Annotated in this window: 12 protein-coding genes; 1 reads left to right on the top strand and 11 read right to left on the bottom strand. The window is 42.8% G+C overall.

The window, feature by feature from the left end:
* Window positions 1–8: 8 nt before the first annotated feature.
* From NE665_RS03405 to NE665_RS03360, 10 genes are all read right to left on the bottom strand, one after another.
* Window positions 9–467: a hypothetical protein gene (locus tag NE665_RS03405; RefSeq protein WP_233104558.1), complete on the bottom strand. Its 459-nt coding sequence runs from the start codon at window positions 465–467 to the stop codon at window positions 9–11.
* A 118-nt stretch (window positions 468–585) separates the two neighbouring features.
* Window positions 586–1,341 (bottom strand): hypothetical protein, encoded by a 756-nt coding sequence (locus NE665_RS03400; protein ID WP_117444449.1) that lies wholly within the window; start codon window positions 1,339–1,341, stop codon window positions 586–588.
* On the bottom strand, window positions 1,338–2,120 hold the full coding sequence (locus tag NE665_RS03395; protein ID WP_117444448.1) for a hypothetical protein: 783 nt from the start codon (window positions 2,118–2,120) through the stop codon (window positions 1,338–1,340). Before NE665_RS03395 ends, NE665_RS03400 begins: the two co-directional genes overlap by 4 nt.
* Window positions 2,113–2,862 (bottom strand): hypothetical protein, encoded by a 750-nt coding sequence (locus NE665_RS03390; RefSeq protein ID WP_117444447.1) that lies wholly within the window; start codon window positions 2,860–2,862, stop codon window positions 2,113–2,115. Before NE665_RS03390 ends, NE665_RS03395 begins: the two co-directional genes overlap by 8 nt.
* 32 nt (window positions 2,863–2,894) lie before the next feature.
* Entirely contained in the window at window positions 2,895–4,172 is a 1,278-nt protein-coding gene (locus tag NE665_RS03385) for a hypothetical protein (protein WP_147324027.1), read from the bottom strand.
* A complete protein-coding gene (locus NE665_RS03380) occupies window positions 4,169–13,942 on the bottom strand; it encodes an Ig-like domain repeat protein (RefSeq protein WP_256302456.1) in 9,774 nt (3,257 codons plus the stop codon). The genes NE665_RS03385 and NE665_RS03380 overlap by 4 nt, the downstream gene beginning before the upstream one ends.
* A gap of 50 nt (window positions 13,943–13,992) precedes the next feature.
* Entirely contained in the window at window positions 13,993–14,979 is a 987-nt protein-coding gene (locus NE665_RS03375; protein ID WP_117443522.1) for an RNA-directed DNA polymerase, read from the bottom strand.
* A gap of 70 nt (window positions 14,980–15,049) precedes the next feature.
* Complete coding sequence (locus NE665_RS03370) at window positions 15,050–15,619, bottom strand: four helix bundle protein (protein WP_233104556.1); 570 nt, start codon at window positions 15,617–15,619, stop codon at window positions 15,050–15,052.
* 101 nt (window positions 15,620–15,720) lie between these two features.
* Complete coding sequence (locus tag NE665_RS03365) at window positions 15,721–16,761, bottom strand: site-specific integrase (RefSeq protein ID WP_117443520.1); 1,041 nt, start codon at window positions 16,759–16,761, stop codon at window positions 15,721–15,723.
* A 397-nt stretch (window positions 16,762–17,158) separates the two neighbouring features.
* Window positions 17,159–19,432 carry a LuxR family transcriptional regulator gene (locus tag NE665_RS03360; protein ID WP_178760004.1) on the bottom strand — a complete coding sequence of 758 codons (2,274 nt, stop codon included), beginning with the start codon at window positions 19,430–19,432 and terminating at the stop codon, window positions 17,159–17,161.
* Between the two features lie 628 nt (window positions 19,433–20,060).
* On the opposite strand from NE665_RS03360, the gene NE665_RS03355 reads away from it, so the two are divergent.
* Window positions 20,061–20,261, top strand: a complete 201-nt coding sequence (locus NE665_RS03355; RefSeq protein ID WP_117443518.1) for a hypothetical protein — start codon at window positions 20,061–20,063, stop codon at window positions 20,259–20,261.
* Between the two features lie 435 nt (window positions 20,262–20,696).
* Here NE665_RS03355 and NE665_RS03350 read toward each other — a convergent pair whose 3' ends face one another.
* Entirely contained in the window at window positions 20,697–21,911 is a 1,215-nt protein-coding gene (locus NE665_RS03350; protein ID WP_117443517.1) for an ATP-binding protein, read from the bottom strand.
* Window positions 21,912–22,057 lie beyond the last annotated feature (146 nt).

Raw genomic sequence — 22,057 nt, 5'->3', positions numbered from 1 at the left:
ATCTTCTCCTATTCCAGTACCATCCGCGCATATTTGTAAAACGTCGATTTCTTAAGGTTCGTCTTCCTGCGGTATGCCTCCAGTGATAAATGGTTTTTTTTCAGATAGCGGATCTGCTCGTCAAAATCCTCCGGGATCTCCGCTCTCGGCCTCCCATAGTTCCCCATTCCCAATCGACTCCTTTCCAGCGCTTTTCGGATTCCCCTTTGCTGAGCGGTTTTCACACGGTCTCTTCGCAAATTTTCCTCTCGTTCCATCACACTGAGAAAATCCATATAGATGTCTTCCTGCAGACAGATGCCCTTTAGACAGATACGTACACCGCTTTCCTTACAGTACTGCAGCTTCTCTCGGATACCGCTGTGCATGTCGCTCAGCTCCTTCAGTGTAGAGATCACTAGGATATCATCACGCTTTAGCTGTCCCTTCAGCTGTCCCCAGTTGTTTTCCATCGTCCAGATACACATATTCTCACTCTCCTCAGATTCTTATTCTGTATCTTGATCCTCATAGGATGGCGGATCATACGATACACCATCCTATCAGGACCCCTGATATCACACAGATATCAGGGAGCTGATACGATCATTTCTTACTTTCCAGAGCCACCAGCACGGTCTGAACCTCTCCGCTGTTGAGCTCCTGTTTATAGTCCGTCACATCAAAGGTCTTCACTCGGATGGTGATAGGATACTCCCCCTTCGCGAAGCTGCGATTGAAGGTGATGTTGCGAATCGCCATACCCGGCGGTACCAGTCGGCTCTCATAAATTACAGAGTGATTGCTCCGTAGTTCTATGACGAATTTGAAATACACCTGATTCTTTTCCGGATTCCACAGGGCAGCACCTGCCTGATCCGTATCGGCCTGCATGTTAATCTTATTGTAGGCAGGAATGATGAAGGAGGTCTTGCCATAATCATCCGGCAGGCCTTTTGCCGCCTGAAACTGCTGCAAGCCGGGCTCCAGATCCGGACCGCTCTCTCTGTTCAGGAAATAGAACAAGGAGCCACAGACAAGAAGTAAGAGAAGCAACAGCAACAGCAGCAGCTTGATCCAGCTGCGCTTCAATACGACGAGGTAGGTTTCATCTTCGCATTGGATATACCCCGCAGGCTTGTACAGATGCCTGTTATATTCCAGGTCCTGAAAGTCCATTTCCATTCCGTCGATCGATACCGTGCCTAGCGTATGTTTCCCTTTGCCATGCACACTGCCGACGATGATGGCTCCCTTTCTCTGCAGATGTTCAAAGGCTTCGACGCTGAAACAGCGGATCTGTATTCCCTTTTGTACCGTACAGCTTTGATCATATGATTCGATCAGCTCATATCGTTTCATTTTTGATCACCTGTATCCTTAACGACGTTTAGTGAAGTTTCAACTTCTCCGCCATTCATCTGCTGTTCATATTCTTCAATATCATATGTCGACACCCGCACGATCAGCGGATAGACACCCGCATCAAAGCTGCGTTTTAAAGATAACTCATAGATCGCCTGTCCCGGCGGCACTAATCGGCTTTCATAGATGACTTCCTGTGTATTTTTCAAAACGAGCTGAAACTGAAAATACACCTGATTCTTTTCCGGGTTCCACAGCACCGTCTTGACACCCGTATCCCCTGCGCGGACATTCAGTGGCTGGAAGGCGGGTATGATGATCCTCGTCTCTCCGTAATCATCCGATAGCTTCTGTGCCGCCTTGAAATCCCGTGTACCCGGCTCCAGATCTGGACCGCTTCGTCCCATGCCCCGATAAAGGAATAGACCGAAAAGGATGAGCAATGCCAGAAGCAGGAACAGCAGCAGGAATTTTCGTATGCGAAGCTGCAGGATGACCAGATACGTATCATCCTCACATAGTACATAGCCATACGGCTCATAGAGGTGCTTGTTGTAGGTACAGCGGTAGATTGGCAGGACGTCGTCCTCCAGATGCAGCTTCCCGCATTCCTCTTTTGCACCCTTACCGATGATACCAGACAACAGATAGCCTCCGTTTTCATGACGCCGCTCGAATTCCTTCCGGCTGTAACATGCAATCTGGATATCTTCATCCAGATTCCTTACGGCATCATAGTCCGAACAGTCCCGAAACACCTGCATGCGCTCATCCACTTCGCTTCACTCCTGTCAGCTTCACTTCCACCTTCGCACCGTTCAATGGGACATCCTCATCCTCCAGATCGAAGGTATCGACTGCAATCGAGATATCTCGTGTCCCTGCCTCGATCACCTCGGAAAGCTCTACATCTTTAACAGCCTTACCCGGTGCGACCAGCTTGCTTGCATATAATACATTCCCACTCTTCACATCTGTGATCGTGAATTTGAAGTAGCAGGTATTCTTCTTCGGATTCCATAACGCCACATGTAGAACATTTGTCCCTGCTTCGATTTTCATATCATGATAGGCAGGAAATGCGATATGATTCGGGTCAGGATCGATGGATTCCCCGTTTACTGGACTGAAGTCCACCGCGTTTTCATCCAGTGCCGTATTCCTTCCAAGCATGTACATTCCACCCATCAGAGCACCAATCAGTGCCAGTAATAAAAATAGCAGCAAGAGATGACGGGGAACATGATTTCTAATCACCGCATAATAGCCTTCTCCATCATCACATGCTGCATATCCGTCGACCCCATACCGCCATTTTGCATAATGCAGTGCATAGCATGGATAACACTCTGAATCGATCCTCACTTCTCCTGTCTGATCCTTCAGTCCCTCACCGATGCCACCAAGCAGAAGGTAGCCCCCTTCGGGGTACCTTCTCTTCATGGCTCTGCGACTGTAATAGTTCAGACAGCTTCCATCATGCTTCCAGTGTTTGTCAGGTGCCTGTCTGTCGCTCAATACGCTCACTCACTTTCTTATAGTGTTGTTTCTTAAGGTGTTACCGTAGTTGTAGAGATTGTATAGATCAGCTTGTCGGTATGATTACCGGTCATCAATGCGTTGGACAGCTTCACTGCCATACCTTTGATTTTTAGATTATCCTCAGACAGTTTTCCAATCTCAAAATCTGTGTTCTTCGCGATCGGTGCATTCGTCATCGCTCCGGATTTCTCATATCCCAGTGTATACTTCAGGGAATCCGGTTCATCCGGATCATTTAGTTTCATCTCATAGCCGTTTTCTGATTTTACCTTAACTGTAACAGCATTGGCAGCATCCGGATATCCGGGGTTCTTATCTGCGGACAGATCCACCAGCTTCACATCAGCACGGATAGATGAAATCTTATCTGTAAAGGTAATTGCCTTCGGTACTTCCACACCCCAAGTCGCAGGCGCTCCATCCGGATTCTCGATGATCGTAGCGTTGTTGTAGCTTACCGTCGTACTGTCCGGATTCGTTCCCTGTCCGTCATTACTTCCGTCTGTTGCGAATATTGGCATTGCGAACATACCGGCTGCCATCGTCAATGCCATCGTTGCGGTAAAAACTCGTGTCTTTTTCATTTTCATTTCCTCCTGTTTGTTATATTCTTCCTCAGACAATCTACGCTTTCGCTCTGCCATGATCAGCATGGCGGCCAGCATCAGGATCAGATATGGTACGGTATCCGTATGGTCTGCGGTATCAACGACATCATTTCCACTGTTTCCGTCGTCCCCCACAGCACCAGCCAGATTTCCATCCTTACCTGGTACCTCTTCATATACCACGATAAGCTTCGTATCCACACTTTCCGTCTGTATCTCTATCTTGTTGTCGACCAGCTGATCCGTAACATCGATGATGTTCTCAGGCAGTGGACCGGCATATCGCGCCAGCAACACATCCTCATCCTCTGCTAGCGCCATTGCCATTGCCGGTGTTGCCGCATCATCCATAGACGGACTGTCTGTTGAAAGTTCATGCATGTCAGCCTGTAATCTCTCATAGCTGACCTGTTTTACCCGGTAGCCTTCTTCCGGCTCCAATATAAATTCCTTGACGACCCCGGGCGCCGTCTCATAGGTCAGGCTTGTTCGGATATACTGTCTTCCGTCCCGAACGACACCTCTTCCGATCACCTGTACATTCAAGCGATAGACACTGTCTTCGTTCACATCGAAGCCGACCTCTGCTTCACTGCTTGCCTCACCCGCATGGATCGTTCCCAAAGACATCATGACCATGAGATACATCAGAGGCAGCACCCATAATCTCCTTCTCATGGCTGCTTACCTTCATCTTTCTTTCCATATTTCACGGTATAGGTCATCAGTCCGTCATATTCACCTCTATACTTCTCCTTTTCAGGATTCGTAACTATCGGTGTCTTCAATGTGAAACCTGCTTCTGTCTTCGCATCATAGATAAGTGATGCCAGAAGGTTTTTGTCACTTGTCAGTTTCTTACCAGCTTCGTCAAATACCGATACGACATAGGTCTCTCCAGTCTTTGATTCTGCATTGTTCAATGTGATCTCATGTGGTGTATACACATTGAAATACTGCGTGATATCCTGACCTGCAGGCTTATCTTCCTCTTTCACGGTGATCAGTTCCAACTTGTCACTACCTACAGCTTCTTTCCCGTCTACTGTATTTTTTAACTGTATCCGTTTCGGTGTGATGATATAGGAAGCAGCATCATTCAGCAGCAGATCAACAGGCAGTTCAAATTCCTGGGTCACCTTATTTCCAGCATTACTTTCAACTTCCATCTTGATTCTGATCGTACCGACTTCTACCTTGTTATCTACCATTTCATCGATATATGCCTGAATTGGGAAATAGGTATCATAATTTACAGCATCCTTATCCAGAGTATAGATTGGTGTTTTTTCTGTAGTACCCTTGATGACCGCCTGATTGTCGATGCTTTCAACCCCCAACGGTGTTGTGATATCGCCCGTGTTTTTTAACAATGTTGTCACGGTCTCCTCACAATCATCTACCTGCATGGTATATGTAATCTGTTTAATACCGGATACCGGTGCTTCAATCTTCATAGGATAGATATACGTCTTATCGTAATTCTCACGTGTAATCTTTTCCGGCACTTTCTCTGTCTCCGTTTCATCTTTTACTACTGTTATTTTTGGCTTATCACTTGGTTCATTGATGAGCTGCATCGTTTCCAGTGTCGTTGTCTTACCAGCATTATTCACTGCCACAATGCGAATACTTCCCTTGAATTCATCATTTATCAGGAATGTAGCTGTTTTCTTCTTAACTGCAAAGGTACCTTCCTCAACACCCGGTACAGTACTATTTTCATCACTTAGCGTAGCATCTGTTATTTCTGTAGTATTTCCATCCTTATCAACTTTATATATGGTTAAGGAACGGATTCCACTCTCCTCATCAACGACACTCGTTGTGATATTCAGTCCATCCTTAGAGAAGCGTTTCCCCTGTACTGATCCAGCATCCGGAATTGAAGCTGGTATATTGCTATCATTTACACTGATAAACGGCTTTACAGGTGCACTCTCATCCACACGCACGGATCTCTTGGCATTTGCTGAACCTGTAAAGGCTCCGGTCACTGGATCACGGAAGCGCAATTCATACTTCTTCGGACTTGTTCCGGCATCCTTATCATGTGTGAAGTCATCCGTCCAGTCCCATGTTTCTGGTTTATCCGCATTTCCCTTTTTCTCTACATCAGTATTGATAATTTTGCTATAGGTTCTCACATTATTTGCTTCAGCACTCCCTGTTGTAGCTTTATCTGTGGGTTTCATAGTGACTGTACTGCCATTCCATGCTTCACTATCTTTTTTCACCAGATTTTCCAAATCCGGTGTTATCGTATACCAGTCTTCTGTGAAGCTGTCCTGAGTGACCTTCAGTATCTTATCAGCACCTTTATCTGCTGTTTTGGAATCTATGAAATTGATATCGTATTTCCTGTTGAATACTGCTTCTGCACTATCTCCATCTACGACTGTCTTGTCATACTTGAATTCCAGCTTCCATTCTCCTGTTTTATTGATACGATCGCTATCCTGTGTATAGGACGTCAGATCATCGATACCACAGGTTGCACCTGTTGCGCAGGTCGTCGCCTTTAATAGATAATCGACCTCTTTATCATCGATTGCCACATCTGTATCTTTCACAAGACCGCCTGTTTCCTGATCTCTGTCTGTGATCTTCCAGGTCAGCTTCGGATGTTTTTCACCAGTCTTTACATCATAGGTGGTTACCGGATCTGCCGTGATATCGATCTTCTTACTCTTCAGCTTGACCGTTAGTGTAAGTTCATTGGATTCCGCATACTCATCATCGCTTTCCTTCTTCACCTTCAGAGTTACAATAGTATCGTTCCCTGTCAGTGGTATCAACGTGATGCCTGCTTTTCCTTTTGCGGTTCCATCCGGATTGCCTGTTGTGGTCATATCACTATGTGTCGTACCATGTACTTCAATGTTTGCGTACGCATCATCACCATCTGCCAGCGCATATACAAAATTGCTTGTCGCTGACCATCCGGTGGATGCCTGTATCATCTCCGCACTGATATCGATCGGTGTTCCATACGTTGCTTCCAGTGTTATGGCATCATCACTTGTATCTGTGTCCAATGCTTTCACCGCATCACTCCATGTGATCTGTTGGTTATTGAAATGAATTGCGAATGTCTCTTCTTTCACATTACCTGCATTGCTTTCCAGCCTTGCATGAACCTGAATGACGGCATCATCTTTCCCTTTCATCTGATTGTATGCAGACTTCAGAGAAACGACCCCTTTATCATGTTCCACGATATCCAGTGCCTTATCCTCAGCTGTTTCCCAGGCCACCGTATTCGGAAGTACATCGATTCCATATTTTCCAGTGCCTGTCACATCGATCGGTGCAGCTGCTGTTCCATCCAGTGCAGTACCTTTTGTATCTGTTATGTAATAGGTGATCTTCTTAATGCCGCTGTGTGGTGCCTTGATCTTCATCGGCCACAGCGTTTCCGTTGTTCCATTTACATACGCATTGTTCACCGTGTAATTTGTTCCGGTCTTTGGTGCAGCAGCACCTGCTTCCAGTACCATCTCTGTCGCATCACTTTTCTCAATGACGATCGTATTCGTCGTCTTCTTTGCTTCATTGTCTGCGTTATCCGTTGCGATGATCAGCACCTTACTGTTGAAGGCACTTCCCAGCTCTGCGGTATAGACCTTCTTGGAATATGTACTGCTTCCATCTGCTGTACTTCCCGGACCTGTAATGCCTGCATTGACCGTACTTTGATCCTGTTTATAGGTGAGAACTATCTCCTCGCCCTGACTTCCGTCTGCATTCACTTTATAGGCCTTGACTTCACGAATACCAGACCTTGGATCACTGGCATCGATCGTCAGCTCTGTCACCTTGTTCGCAAAACGGATACCATCGGCATCACCACCGACTGCTTCCACGATATCTGCCATAAGACTAATAGCAGGTGAAGCATCATCAACTACCTTTGTTTTGAAATTGATATCGGATGGAGCATCCTCATCCACACGTACGGTACGTTTCGCATCCGCAGTATCTGTAAAGGCTCCGGTCACTGGATCACGGAAGCGCAGTGCATATTTCTTCGCACTTGTATCTTCATCTTTATCATGCGTGAACTCTGTTGTCCAGCCCCAGCTCGTAGAATCAGTGGCAGTTCCCTTCGCCTCTTCTACATCATTGGTGATCGTACTATAGGTTCTCACATTGTCTGTTCCAGTTTTTGCGTCATTCGTCGGTTTGACTGTCACAGTGCTTTTATTCCATGCGTCCGTATCCGTCTTCACCTTGTTTTCCGGATCCGGTGTTATCGTATACCAGTCTTCTGTGAAGCTGTCCTGAGTAACCTTCAGTGTCTTATCAGCACCTTTATCTGCTGTTTTGGAATCTATGAAATTGATAGCGTATTTCCTGTTGAATACTGCTTCTGCACTATCTCCATCTACGACTGTCTTGTCATACTTGAATTCCAGATTCCATTCTCCTGTTTTATTGATACGATCGCTATCCTGTGTATAGAACGTCAGGTCATCGATACCACAGGTTGCACCTGTTGCGCAGGTCGTCGCCTTTAATAGATAATCGACTTCCTTGTCATCGATTGCCGCATCTGTATCTTTCACAAGACCGCCTGTTTCCTGATCTCTGTCTGTGATCTTCCAGGTCAGCTTCGGATGTTTTTCACCAGTCTTTACATCATAGGTGGTTACCGGATCGGCCGTGATATCGATCTTCTTACTCTTCAGCTTCACCTTTAATGTGATTTCATTAGATTCCACGTAAGTGTCATTTGAAGCTTTCTTCACTTTAAGAGTTACTTCTTTATCGTTACCTGTAAGTGGTGTCAGCGTGATTTTACCTTTTCCATTCGCAGTCGTTGTAGGGTTTCCTGTAGTTGAAAGCCCACTATGTGTTACACTTGAGAGATGTGCGTAAGCATCGTCACCATCTGCTAGTTTGAATACAAAATCACTGTCAGAAGCCCAGCCCTTGGAGTCCTGAATCATTTCTGCACTGATATCGATCGGTGTACCATATGTAGCTTCCAATGTTAGTACATCATCTATTATTGTACCCTTATTCTTTACATCATCACTCCAATCGATCTGCTGATTATCGATGTGGATAGAGAAAACCTCTTCCAAGATATTTCCTGCATTGCTTTCCAGCTTTGCATGCACTTGAATGACTGCATTAGCTTTCCCTTTCATCTTCTGAACTGCCTCTTTTAATGATACGACGCCCTTTTCCTTTACCTCTGTCACAAGAGATGCATCATCAGCCTTTTCCCAATCTACTGTATTTGGCAGCTCTGTTATACCAAACGTACCTTCACCTGTGCCTGTAACATTTAACTGAGCATCAGCCTTTCCACTCAATTCATTTCCCTCTGTATCGGTAATGTAATAGGTGATCTTTTTTATACCACTATGCTCAGCCTGTACCTTTAATGGCCATAATGTCTCCGTATTCCCATTCACATAGGAATTGCCTACGATAAATTCATTTGCATCATCTTTCGGAGCTCCTGCTCCTGCTTCAAGCAACATTCCTTTTTCAGAACTCTTTTCCAATACGATTCTATTCGTGGTCTTCTTTGCCTTATTACCAGCATTATCCATCGCAACGATTAAAATCTTACTATTGAAGGAATCGTCCAATTCAGCTGTATATACCTTATTGGAATACGTTTCGGTTCCATCTGTTGGAGCATCTACAGCTGTATTCTTTGTACTCTCACTATCCTGATAATTCAGCACAATCTCAGTCCCCTGAGAACCGTCTGCATTTACCTTATAAGCCTTTACTTCACGAATACCAGATCTCGTATCCTCTGCATCGATCGTCAGCTTTATTTTCTGATTCGCAAAACGGATACCTGTTGCATCTCCACCTAAAGCATCTACTATATCAGCCATAAGTGAAACTGCAGGAGATACATTCTGTACTGCTTCAGTTTTGAAATTGATCGTTGAAGGATCGTCCTCATCCACACGCACTGTACGTTTTGCTTTTATGACATTCGTAAATGCACCTGTTTTAGAATCACGGAATCGCATTTCATATTCCTTAGCATCCGCTCCGTCATTTTTCGTTCGTGTAAAGGATGAATCCCATCCCCAATCTTCCGGCTTATCAGACTTACTTGCCTTGATTTTGACATCATTGGTTACTGTGTCGTATGTTCTTAAATCCTTGGTATCAGCTGAACCAGTAATCGCATTGCTTGTTGGTTCAATTTTTACTTCGCTTTTATTCCACGCATCTTTATCACTGGCGACATCAGTTTCTGGGTCAGGTGTAATCGTATACCAGCTTTCTAAAACACTGTCTTGCGTAACAATCAGTTTCTTATCAGAACCATTAACAGAATCTTTTGCATCGATAAACTTGATATCATATTTCCTATTGAATTCTGCTTCCTTTGAAGTTCCGCTCGTATTGTCCTTATTATACGTAAATACCAGCTTCCATTCCCCAGTCTCATTGATACGCTGTGAATCCTGTGTATAGGATGTCAAATCATCGATACCACAGGTAGCACCATCGACACAGGTTGTTGCCTTTAATAAGAAATCGACTTTTTTCGCATCTGTTGTATCATCGATTCCAGCTGTAGGATCTTTTACAAGACCGTCGCTTGTTGAATCTCTGTCTGTAATTTCCCATGTAAGTGTTGGATGTTTTTCACCCGTCCTTACGTCATAAGTAGTAGCAGAATCTGCGGTGATATCGATCTTCTTACTCTTTAATTTGATTTTCAATGTCAGCTCGTTCGATTCCATATATTCGGCATCGCCCGCTTTTTTCACTTTCAAAGTGACCTCCTGATCATTTCCTGTCAGGGGTGTCAGTGTCAGCGTAGCTTTCCCTTTATCTGTGCCTGTCGTATTCTTGCTTGTTTGAAATGCTTCCTGCGTTGTATCAGACAACTTCACGAATTTCTTATCAGCATCGCTCATTTCAAAGGTGAAATCACCTGTTGCGGCCCAGTTCTCAGAAGCATCCACCATTTGTGCTGTGATATCGATTGGCGTACCATAAATAGCCTCTACCATGATAGTTTCATCTGGTCCGGCAACATTTGCATCCTGTATATCCTGATTGAATTCAATTCCCTGGCTCATGACTTTAATAGAGTATACTTCTTCTTTTATATTTCCTGCATTACTTTCCAGTTTTGCATGAACATGAAGGATCGTTTTTCCGGCTTTTTGTGCCTCAGCAATCGCCTCTTTTAAAGGGACTACTGCTTCATCATGCTCCTCAGTATCTAAAAGATTATCGTTCACATTATCCCAATTCAGGTTCTCACTAAGCGTTTTGATTTTATACTCACTCGTTACATCAATTGGACTTATACTTGAACCTTTCCAATTTACTAAATTGCTCTCATCTGTGATATAGTATTTGATTGATTTAATACCACTTTTTGGCGCCTGTATCTTTAACGGCCATTTTACATTGGTTCTATCGGCACCATCCGATAACCCCGGTTGATAGGTACCATCAGCATTTTTAACTGCCGATGCTCCAGCTTCAACGACCATATCAGCTTCATCTGCTGTTTCATGAACAATAAAATTAGTTGTTTTGTAAGATTCCAAACCTGCATTGTTTGTAGCCACGATTTTGACTTTTCCCTTATATGAAGTCGGCAGTAAAGCCGTATATACTTTCTTCTTATAGGTTTTCTTACTATCGATACTGTTATCAGATCCTGGTACAGCTTCATTTTCCAAATTCTCTGCCGTTTTCTCAGTAAGTGCTATTTCTGAACCTACTGCCCCCGTACCATCCTCCTGATATGCTTTTACAAAGCGGATACCGGATTGTTCATCCTCTGCACTGATCGTAAGCTGTATTGGTGAGGAATCGAATCGGATACCGCCTGCATCTCCTCCTGCAGCTTCCACAGACTCTTTAATAGCAGCTTCTGCCAAGGATAATAAAGCGGTCACACTTGGTGTCTCTACCTTTTCACCCTTCGCATTGATTTTTGCAGGTTCTGTTTCATCGATACGAATCGATCTATCTATCGTGTCCTGATTGGTAAGTGAATTCTTGGTGGAATTTTTTAAATTATATTTAATATCTTCGATTGCTGTCCTTGCAGGGCCTGTGATTGTAAATTCTGAAGCAAAATTATCTTCATTGGTTTCTATCTGATCCTCTGCTTTTGTTGTATTCTTAATCAGGTCATAGCCTTCCGCCTTCGCTTTCTCACTTGGCTTGACAGTTACGGTACCGCTGTTCCAGCAATCCTTATCATCATCCTTATATTTACACACAGGGCTTATATCAATATACGTATCATCTGGAGTAAATGCATCCTTTACCTCATAATCATTTTCTGCGCCGGTAAATACATACTTTTCGTCCAGTGTTTTATTTTTGTTATATTCCTCAAAATCAACACTCTGTGTCCATATTCCTATCGTAGTGAAACGTTTATTACCTGACAGCGTCCTTGATGGTATATCCTCTACAGTGCTCGTAGCACTATTCGTTGTTTTTACCGTGATACTCTCTGGTAATGCATCATCATTTACCAGACCTGGTTTCGCTGCATCCCCTGGATAATGACTTTCGATCACAGGGTCTACAAACAACTCATTTTTTACCTGTGTTTGCTTTTTAGGCTGTAAGGTTACATTACGTTTTCCGATGTCTATTTCCGCAGTTTTGACATCTCCACTGGAAACGATAAAACCCTTGTCCCAGTTTTCATCTTTGTGCAGATTCAATTTTACCTTACCGCTTTTTAATGGATGTATTACAATCGTTGTTTCTCCAGTTGTTGCATTCCAAGTAGAAGACTTTACAGTTGCGAATTCTTCATACCCTTCCGCAATCGTTGCGACCATTTCTTTTTCAGCATCAAATTTTCTATTTTCTTTATCTTCATTAACTATGGCAGTTACAGTAAAATCAGTACCATATTCATAGCCATTCATTACTGTATCTTTCTTTAAAGCCAATTCCTGCTCACCGTCAACAACAAATACTTCGATATCATACGGTGCAGATATATAGTCTGTGTTCTGAGGTCCATTTTGTTGTTCAGCATATAAACTTATTGTCTTTTTTGATCCTCCAGTTTCAACATCCATCAGATTCTCTAAATCAATGGTAACTTCATTGTTTCCTGCACCACTTATAGATGCAAGTGTACCAAACATTTCTTCTCCAGTTTTGCTTGTAGAAAGTGCAGATACACCATTCGGTGCCGCTGCCCCTGAACCGGTAGCCCCTACGTTCAGTGTTAAGGATTTCGTGCCTTTTTTTATTGCAATCTTGTTGCCTATCTGTTTATAGACTGAGGTATCGCCTTCTTTTGTTTGAACATCTGAAACCTTCATCGCTGAATTTTCCACGATGAATTTATAACCACCCGACTCACTAGATTGTAAATTTGTCGTAAACCGTCCATTCATTGGTTCCAGTGTGCTAGATGCGGTCCGCACACCAGTACTACTTGACGATGCAAAGATTATTGATCCTCGATTTATGGTCACTATTGGGCGGATGGTGGCTGTATCAGCTGAAAAAGTGGTCTCGCACTTTTTCGTCACTGGGGTGACAAGTGGATCCCCGGATACATCCTTCACGTATTTATAGCCGTCTAGCCGATTTGTAACGACTGTGTGAGACGCCCATGCGCGATCTACGTCTCCGATTTGATATCCGCCGGCCGGCGCGCGGCATTGCATAGTAATCTGTAGGCCCTTACACTGGGTGTAGTCGACTCCCCCGCGGCACTTAAGTCCCTTCCCCTCAAAGAAAGACGTGATCTGGTTGGCTGAGACTCCGTTACCGCAGTCGTACCTTGAATCCCATTTTGGAATAGTCTGCTGTACTATGCGGGGGTTTGGATATCCCGTAATTACGCTGAATGTTTTGCTGTTGGTTACCGTGCGCTTCGCTACCTCCCACCCTGCGTTCTCGGTTTTGGCTGCGTTTTCACAAGTGTTTTGGTCCTTCGGTCTGCTTTCCGTCCTGCTCGGTGGACTTACTTTTCCCCCTCCTTTCCATTGTTCACGTTGGTTGGCCGTTATCGGTGTACCCCAGACATTCTCAACACTTGCGAAACCTGCCTTCCCCAGTATTGCGAACTCCTGAGCTGTAGGTGTTCGTATTTCCATTTTCTCCACTAACCCGTTCGGCAGTTTTTCCTTGAGGGCCTGCATTCCGTTGTCGCATTGTGCAAAGGTACCCGTTGGTAGTACGTTCGATGTTCTCATAACAGTAGCGCCAGTCCCGGATTGTAGCCACAGCACACTAATCTCCGGCGTCAGGTATGCGATAGTACCTTCTTCCACTGTCAAGTCTGAAATCCTTCCGCGGGTCGTAGCTTGGTTACTGCTGTACCTTGTCGATTGTGCTTCTATCGTACTTCTATCAATCGCTATCTCTTGGAAAGAGCTTGTCGGGAACGCAAGTAGTCCTATCATCAGGAGCATTAGTCCCCTCGTTAGTCTTTGTGGTTTCATTTTTTTCATATCATCTACCTCCGCTTCACTGTTCCTTGTCGCTGTCCGTTCTACTCATTTTACTCTCGTGCTTTTTGTAGAGCCAAATGTGATTCAAGTCCTTTGGTGCCGAGTATCCAATCACGCTGGCTTATGATTCCATGCTGTACTTTCCAAGTTAAGTCTTTCAATTTGCGCTTCATTTTAATCTTACTTGCTTTTCGCATTCGTCTGATAACTCTGCCATTCTCATTCAAATAAAAATGCCATCCAACGTAATCCACTCCATTTTTCATTGGGATGATCATCGTTTTCTTTTCATTGAATTCAAGATTCAGCCTTTGTAGGATTGGCTGCATCAGCATCAGTAAATTATGTAGTTCCTGCTTTGTCTCTGCAATGCAGATGAAGTCATCGACATAGCGGGTGTAATATTTTAGACGGTATTCTTCCTTGATGAATCGATCGATTGGATCAAGGTAAAAGACGGCAAAGATTGTGGATAACTGATTCCCCATGGCTACGCCTTTTGGATGACTGTCCAGGAGCTGCTGAATCAGTTTTGCCAGGTTCTCATCTTCGATCTGTGGAAGCCAGGTGTCTTTGACATTCTGTACCGTGATGCTTGGATAAAAGTTTTTGATATCGGCTTTCAGGAAATACCCTTTGTTTCCGTGTTCTTTATAATAGTTTCTTAAGTGTTTTGTCAGTCGCGAAATTGCAAAGGTGACACCTTTGCCTTTCTGACATGCGGCTGAATCATAAATACTGTGTGTTTCCAGGTAGGGTTGAAAGATATTCGCACTCAACAGCTTCTGTACGATCTTGTCTTGGAATGGTAATACGGTGATCCAACGGGGTTTTGGTTCCTTGATGAGGAATTTTCTGACATTGCTCATGCGATAGGTATGATCCTTCAGGCTGTTCTGCAGTTTGACCAGCTCACTGGACAGATTCATTTCAAAGCGGATCTGTCCATACGTCGGCCGTTTCTTTTTTCTGCATTTCTCATAAGTTTCATAGATTGTCTGAAAATCTGTGATCTCCTCATATGCAGTCGTTATCATCCGTATCCTACCTCCCTCTTTCAAGAAAATATGTACTGAAATAGCTGTAAGTCCAGTCCATGATAGGACTTTATTCGCCCGCTTGTATGGGCCGGACCAGAAAATCTGCTATCGTGCTCTGGCATACCGTACCTACGATATACATCTGGCTATGTGATATGCAGCGTTGGTGACGTTGGGCGGATGGTGGCGCGGCTTTGCCTCTGTCTAACGCCGAGCTACCGTACCCCCTTATTTTTCTGACGATGGCACGTAAGCGACTGACATCTGATTGTATCCAGCCTCCCAGTATATTGCCGCATACATAAATCATCTGTGAGAGCTTTTCAAACTGTTTTGGTAGGATGGCATTCTGCCGTAATGCAATATGTGCCACATAACCGACCAGCTTCAAGCTCGTGCCTGCTTTCCTCTGATAATACATCCGTTCCTCGATCCGTTCCCTATCTCTGTCATGCCGTATGAACACTTCATTTGCGGTGTAGATATGTGACATGACATCCAGAGCAAGGTTTTGTAAACGCACGGTCAATGTGAATCTTGTTTTTTTCGGCATCCGTTCGGATATCAAGAACACATAATCACACAGTTCCTTGGCTTTCTGTGTTACCAGCAGATCCTTCTTCCCGTTTTCTCCCATGAATTTCCTCCAATAAATCCTACTGAAATAGTAGACAAATATAGAAGCTTTGTGCTATCATTCTTTCACCTACAGTAGGTAACTGTAGGATAAACCGGTGTTCATGCGTAGTTTTCTTTTAATCTATGTATGTTCATTTTTTTCATTTCTCTAGCCATCTGCGGTGGTGTGACATGTGTATAGATATCCGTTGTAATCTGGGTAGAGGCATGTCCCAGAATCGTACTACATACCTTGATGTTCATATCTGCTTCCAGCGCTCTGGTCGCAAAGGTATGCCGCAGACAATGGAAATGCACATCCTCGATATCCAATTTCTTCATAAGTTTATGGAAATGATAGCTGATGAGCCTTGGTTCCATCGCTTTTTCTGACTTATTCGTGAACAATGGCGCTTCTGTTTTCTTATATATAGATGGCATGCTCTCCATATAAACAGATAATACAGCATGTAAGTCATCGTTCATTGGGACACAGCGGCCGCATCCGCTTTTCGGCGTACCATAACGCAGACTGTATTTACCATCATCATCCTTAAAGCGGTTCAAAGAGCGCTTCACATAGATCAGTCTGCGCTTCAGATCGATATCCCTGATTTGTAGACCGGCAACCTCTCCGATACGCATACCGCTGTGCATTGCGACCAGGATAGCGACATCTGAGGCTGTTTTCCATTTGAAAATAACGTTTTCCTGTATTAGTTCCTGTTCCTCTATGCTTAAGGTACGGACTTCCTCTGCACGTTCTCTGGAAACCTGTACAAACTGGCATGGATTTGAGGACATGTATCCATCCTCCACAGCTTTATTCAATGCCAGATTCAGCATATTGCGGTATTCCTCTACTGTTTTCGCTGATAAACCGCCCTTTCCGTTGATTCTTCCGTTATCCAGCTGATCCTTGATAAAATACTGAATCATGACTGGTTCCAGCTCCGTCAAAAGATACCCTCCAAGTATAGGAATAATATGTTTATGGATATATGAAGAGTAATTGGTATAGGTGGAAGGCTTACAGTGTGGCTTGATACAGTGCTTTAACCAGTCATTGAGCCAGTTTGACAGTGTCGGTGTCTTCTTATATGTTTTCTTATGTTCTTTGAAGGCTTCCAGCTTCTCCGGATCAATCGTATATTTTCTCATTGGAATTTACTCCTTTCATCATCGTATATTTTAAGACCTTCTTTTTTGTTAAATATTTCCAATTTTACATTCAAATAACCTTTCATAATTAAGGATTGTAGCATTTCCTGTCACAAAATCGTCATATTATGAACAAATGACAGAAATATGACTGGAAAATGTTTACAAAAGACAATTTAAGTGGTATAAATAAATTGAATCAAATATCCTACAGTTACCTACTGTAGGAAACAAATCCGGTAGCGTACATGCTACTTTTTTTATGCCCTTTTTGACAAAAAAACATATGAACGTTAACACTGCAGTGTTTGTTTGTTCATATGTATCTTATCAGAAATTTTATTTTCTCGCGTCCCCAGAAAATGGTGATTTTTTACGCAGGTTATCAACTTTTTCTTTAAATCTTATCATTTACATAGAGGTCCAGCAGATCGCTTTTACTATGTATTTTCAGTTTACTGAAGGTCCTTTTCGCATGTGTATTGATGGTTTCCTCACTCACATGTAGCATACAGGCAATATCCTTTCTCGCATAGCCCTTTGCCAGCAGTCTTGCGACCTCCAGCTCCTTTTGTGTCAGAATCTGCTTATACGTAGTCAAGCCATGGTCGGTTTTCTTGTAGCGCTGAAGAATGGTTTGTATATGCTCATCCTTCTGTATTGCAATCATCAGCGGCTCGATTCCCCCATACAGTTCCAGAAAAGGTAAGACTATAACATCCGGTCTACTCATATCGACAGCTTTTTGAAATTTCTGCTTTGCGATTTCTATTTTATTTTGCTTATAATAACAGATAGCCTCAAAGATATGTGCATAGATTTCTCCAAACACATGTGGTTCGTGCTGATAGAAGCTCATCATGATCGCCGCAATGGATTTCAGCTTTTCATATTCATTCTGATACAATAACACGATTCCCTTTACGATATAGGTGATGTAATTGGTGTCGACAATCGTACAATCTTCCATTCGCCGCAGATGGAATTCTGCTTCCTCTGTATTTCTATTTATTGCATCGTGATACCCGAGTGCACTGTGGATGGCGGATTTCTGGTAGATGTTTTCGTTGTGCTCCAGCATCTGAAGAAGCTGCTTCTTCACCATCTGTACGGTTTCCGCATCATGTGTCATGGAGGCTGCTCTTAGAATCGTGAACAGGGAACAGATCATAATGGATTCCTGTTGATGGGTCTGGGCAACATAGTATGCCTCCCATGCCTTCTGTATGGCCTGACCAAAGCTTCCTGTCTCCAGATACTGTTCTGCCTTTGCCTGTTCGATAAATCCGGCATTCAGATTCCCTGTGATGTCCAGATAATACTGCAGCTCCTCTTTGATATAGGAGACTAGATGGTCCAGATCTCCAGGTGCTCTGTGATAGATATGCATCGTGTGCGGAGAGCCCAGCGTCACATTCATACCGTAATTGGATATTCTGGAGATTTCTCCATGGAAATACGCATGTGCCTTTTTGAAGCAGGCATTCATTTTGTAAATATTATTGATGTGTGTATAGCCGTAGATCAGCTGCAGCTCCCCGTTCAGCCTGTCCTGTGGAACCGTATAGGATGGGATACGCTGTTCATAGTCCTCCAGCATTTCCAGCCCCAGACGGACATTCAGGGACGTCAGAGTGTCATTGATAACACGCAGATAGGCGTATGGCGATTCCCGTAGGGCATCCTTTGGGATATGTGCATAAATTTTGGAAAGCAGCCTGCTGGATACATCGACATAGGTAACGCTTCGTCTGTCTTCCAGAATCCGCAGTACCTCCTCATATTCCATTGCCTGATCATAATGGTATAATGCCGCAATAATCTGATGGTGTTGTTCAAACCACTTTGCAAATGTGATGTGCAGCTGTCGGATATCCGCTTGTTGATCCTGCAGCTTTTGTTTTAGAAAATACCGTAAAGCGTCCGCCACTTCATACTGCTGATTGATTGTTTTACGAATCAGCCAGCCGTGTTCCGCCAGCTTATCCAGCTCCTTTATTATAGAAGCGGATGCCACCATATCCAGGCACAGCTCTCTGGTGAACGAATTGCACAGGGATAATACCGGCAACAGCTTTTTCAGGCGCTTTGATATATGCTGATAAATATTCTTCACGACTGCATACAGATGCTCTGTTTCCATGATTTCCTGATGATGCTGATAGTAATTCAGATAAGCCTCAACAGCCGGTATCCAACCAAATGTTGCATTGTAAATCAGCTCAAGATCGCTTTGTGTTAGTTTGATTTCATTTTCTTCACAAACCGCTGATAGCTCTTGTTTGGATAAGGAGATGTCATGCAAATCGATATAATTCCAGTTTTTATGAAAGCTGTCCTGCATTTCATCACTGATCAACAATACAAGCTGCCTTTTTTCTGTGACCAATTCCTGGACAATCGCTTTATACGCTTGTGTATAATGCTCCAGGATCAGGATTACATTTGGATCGAGCTGCCTGCATAACTCCTTTAGCTCAGCTACCTTTTCTTCATCATAAAGGGGATACTGTAATAGATCGATCCATTTTCTCCGCACTCGATTGGCTTTTAGATAGCCTTTGATTTGCTTCGTCTTCCCACTCCCCCTTGGAGCATAGAAACAGGTTACTGGACAATGCCGTATCTGTCTCAATTTCTCCTGTAAAATCACCTTTCTCATGTATTTCATTTTATCACCGTTTTTTATTATACAGAAGGACGTAATTGATTTCAGCATGTAATATTTGACTTTTACTGATAACTGCTGTATATCCTTTTTAACACATAATATACTTAGTATAAGAAAGAAGTGTGAACATAAGCAAAAGGGATGAATATTTGCGTAGGCAGATAGAAAAAAGGCGGTGCAAACTGCAAGCAGGATCTATCTCTCCACAATCACAGAGGTACTGTATGATGAACAGATCAGGCAGGAGGATATCGAATATCTGCTGGCTGAAATATGTGCAAAGATAGCGGAATTGAATGCTGGCTCCATCGACCTGGATACCTACATGCGCTGGTTGAGGAAAAGACTGGAATATCCACGCATATGGATCAGCTATTGTTTAAAAGCTTATGATTCGATTATTCTTATCGTATGCAGAAACAAAAAGCCCTGTTTCGCGAGAAACATATAGCTCCCGTGCTGATCAGGGCACAGATTAAAGAAACAAGCGTGATAAGGCATTTCTGGCATTGTATCCGCAAGCTGATTGACATTCAAACATGTGTAACTAAAAAATGTATTCTGAATGGAGAGCTCGTTTGTTCAAAAGCTGCATTCATGACTTCCACAGAATACAAAAGTGCTTGTTATGAAGGATTCATTTAAAATCCGTATCACTGCCAGACAGGCGCCTGTCAGCTTCGTTGCCTTAAGTATACTCCCTGTTGGTGATGAGATGGTCATACAGTTGCCTTTGATGAAAAGAAAAGAGCTGCTTCAGCAGTATGATGGTGAAGGCTGCATATCAGCTGCTTTATCGAAGTATTTAGCGTTCCGATCAACGCAGTAGTGCATGCATCTAAATCAAGAATACAAACGATGATGACTTTATCGTCTGTAGTTATTTTTGTCAGGCAAACGATGGATTGATTTTGATCCTTGGTCAGTATGAAAAGAATATCCCGGGTGTAACCAATTGGCGGTTTCTACAAGAGTATGATGTACAGAAGATCGATGATAAGATACTGTAAGCAGAAAAACAAAAAAAGACCACGAGATATAGCCTATGGCGCAATTACTGTCTAGGCATCTTTCTTTTTCAAGGGTAACAACGTAATTCATTTGATTATAAACTGTCACACGATATGTCGTTTTCTGTCGATTTTAGCAATAGACATAAGATTTCATACACATCAAGACCATTTGTAATTCTGATATTCCTATAAGCTTGCTGCAGGGAATGATTCTTATGCAATCATTTCCTCCACAGTAGAAGTGCTCTGTATCAGATATAAGTAATTGGAAGAGAGATAAGATTTTCACTGAGATAAAGCTTACTGTCATATTGACAAAGGATACACCCGATACCTATTTTTTTATCCGGAATATTGTGAAGAACCGAGAAATTTTTAGCCATTCCCTTTGTTGGATTTGCACTCATCTTTATTTCAATCGGATATAAAACGCCATCTTTTTCAATAATAAGATCAATTTCTTTTTTGTCCTTATCTCTATAATAATATATAGATGATATCGTTTTACCAGCATTCAAATGCGTTTTCATAATTTCAGAAACAACAAAGTTCTCGAATATATTTCCGGCTTTTGCACCATTTTTCAATACTTCAGGAGTTGTCCACCTTGTCAAATAACATATTAAACCGGTATCATGAAAATAAATTTTAGGTGATTTCACCACTCTCTTTAATATATTATTAGAATAAGGCTCCAGCAAAAAAATAATACCGGATGTCTGTAATATTGAAATCCACCGTTTCACCGTATCAATACTGATTTCAACTTCATTTGCAATCGCATTAAAATTAAGCAATTCACCGCATCTTGCAGCTAAAGCTGTAAGAAACTTCATGAATTTCAGTTCATCAGCTATATTTACTAACTGTCTCACATCTTTTTCAATATATGTTTTCACATAAGATGAATAATATCTTTCCCAGCTGATAGCTTTATCAATCAATGCAGGCATCGTTCCACGATGCATGATATCCCATATATGATCATAAGCTTTGATAAATTCCTTTCGCTCTTGGATATACTCCGTTGTTGGAATAAACTCCTTATGAAAATAAACACCAAATATTTCTCTTAGTGACAGTCCCTGCATTTCAATAACCGCCATTCTGCCTGCTAACGTCTCACTGACTCCTTTCATTAGCTGAAAAGCCTGAGAACCAGTCAACACAAATGCGCCCTTTCTTTTATTTTTATCCACATTCATTTTTATATATCGGAATATTTCAGGTGCATACTGTACTTCATCTATTAGCAAAGGCGGCTCATTATTCATCAAAAACAGATTCGTTTCTTCTACTGCTTCTCTTAAAAGCAGGGGATCATCTAACGTACAATAGGTGTAATTATCACATATTTTTGTTAACATTGTAGTTTTACCGACCTGTCTCGGTCCAGTTACTAGTAATACCGGAAACTGCTCTATACACTCTTTCACAATTTCTTCCATATGACGTTTTATGTACATCGCCATCACTCCTTCGTCTATTTTACGATACAATCTTATATTAGCCGAATTCAAAGGGGAAGTCAATGATTTTAATAAGTCTGAATAATAAATAATAGATCAACAGGTGACGTACTCTCACCATTTATGCTATGACTAGCATAGAA

The sequence above is a fragment of the Clostridium sp. DFI.1.208 genome, assembly GCF_024463855.1.
Taxonomy (GTDB): Bacteria; Bacillota_I; Bacilli_A; order Erysipelotrichales; family Erysipelotrichaceae; genus Clostridium_AQ.
This window is presented reverse-complemented; position numbering and strand designations above follow the sequence as displayed.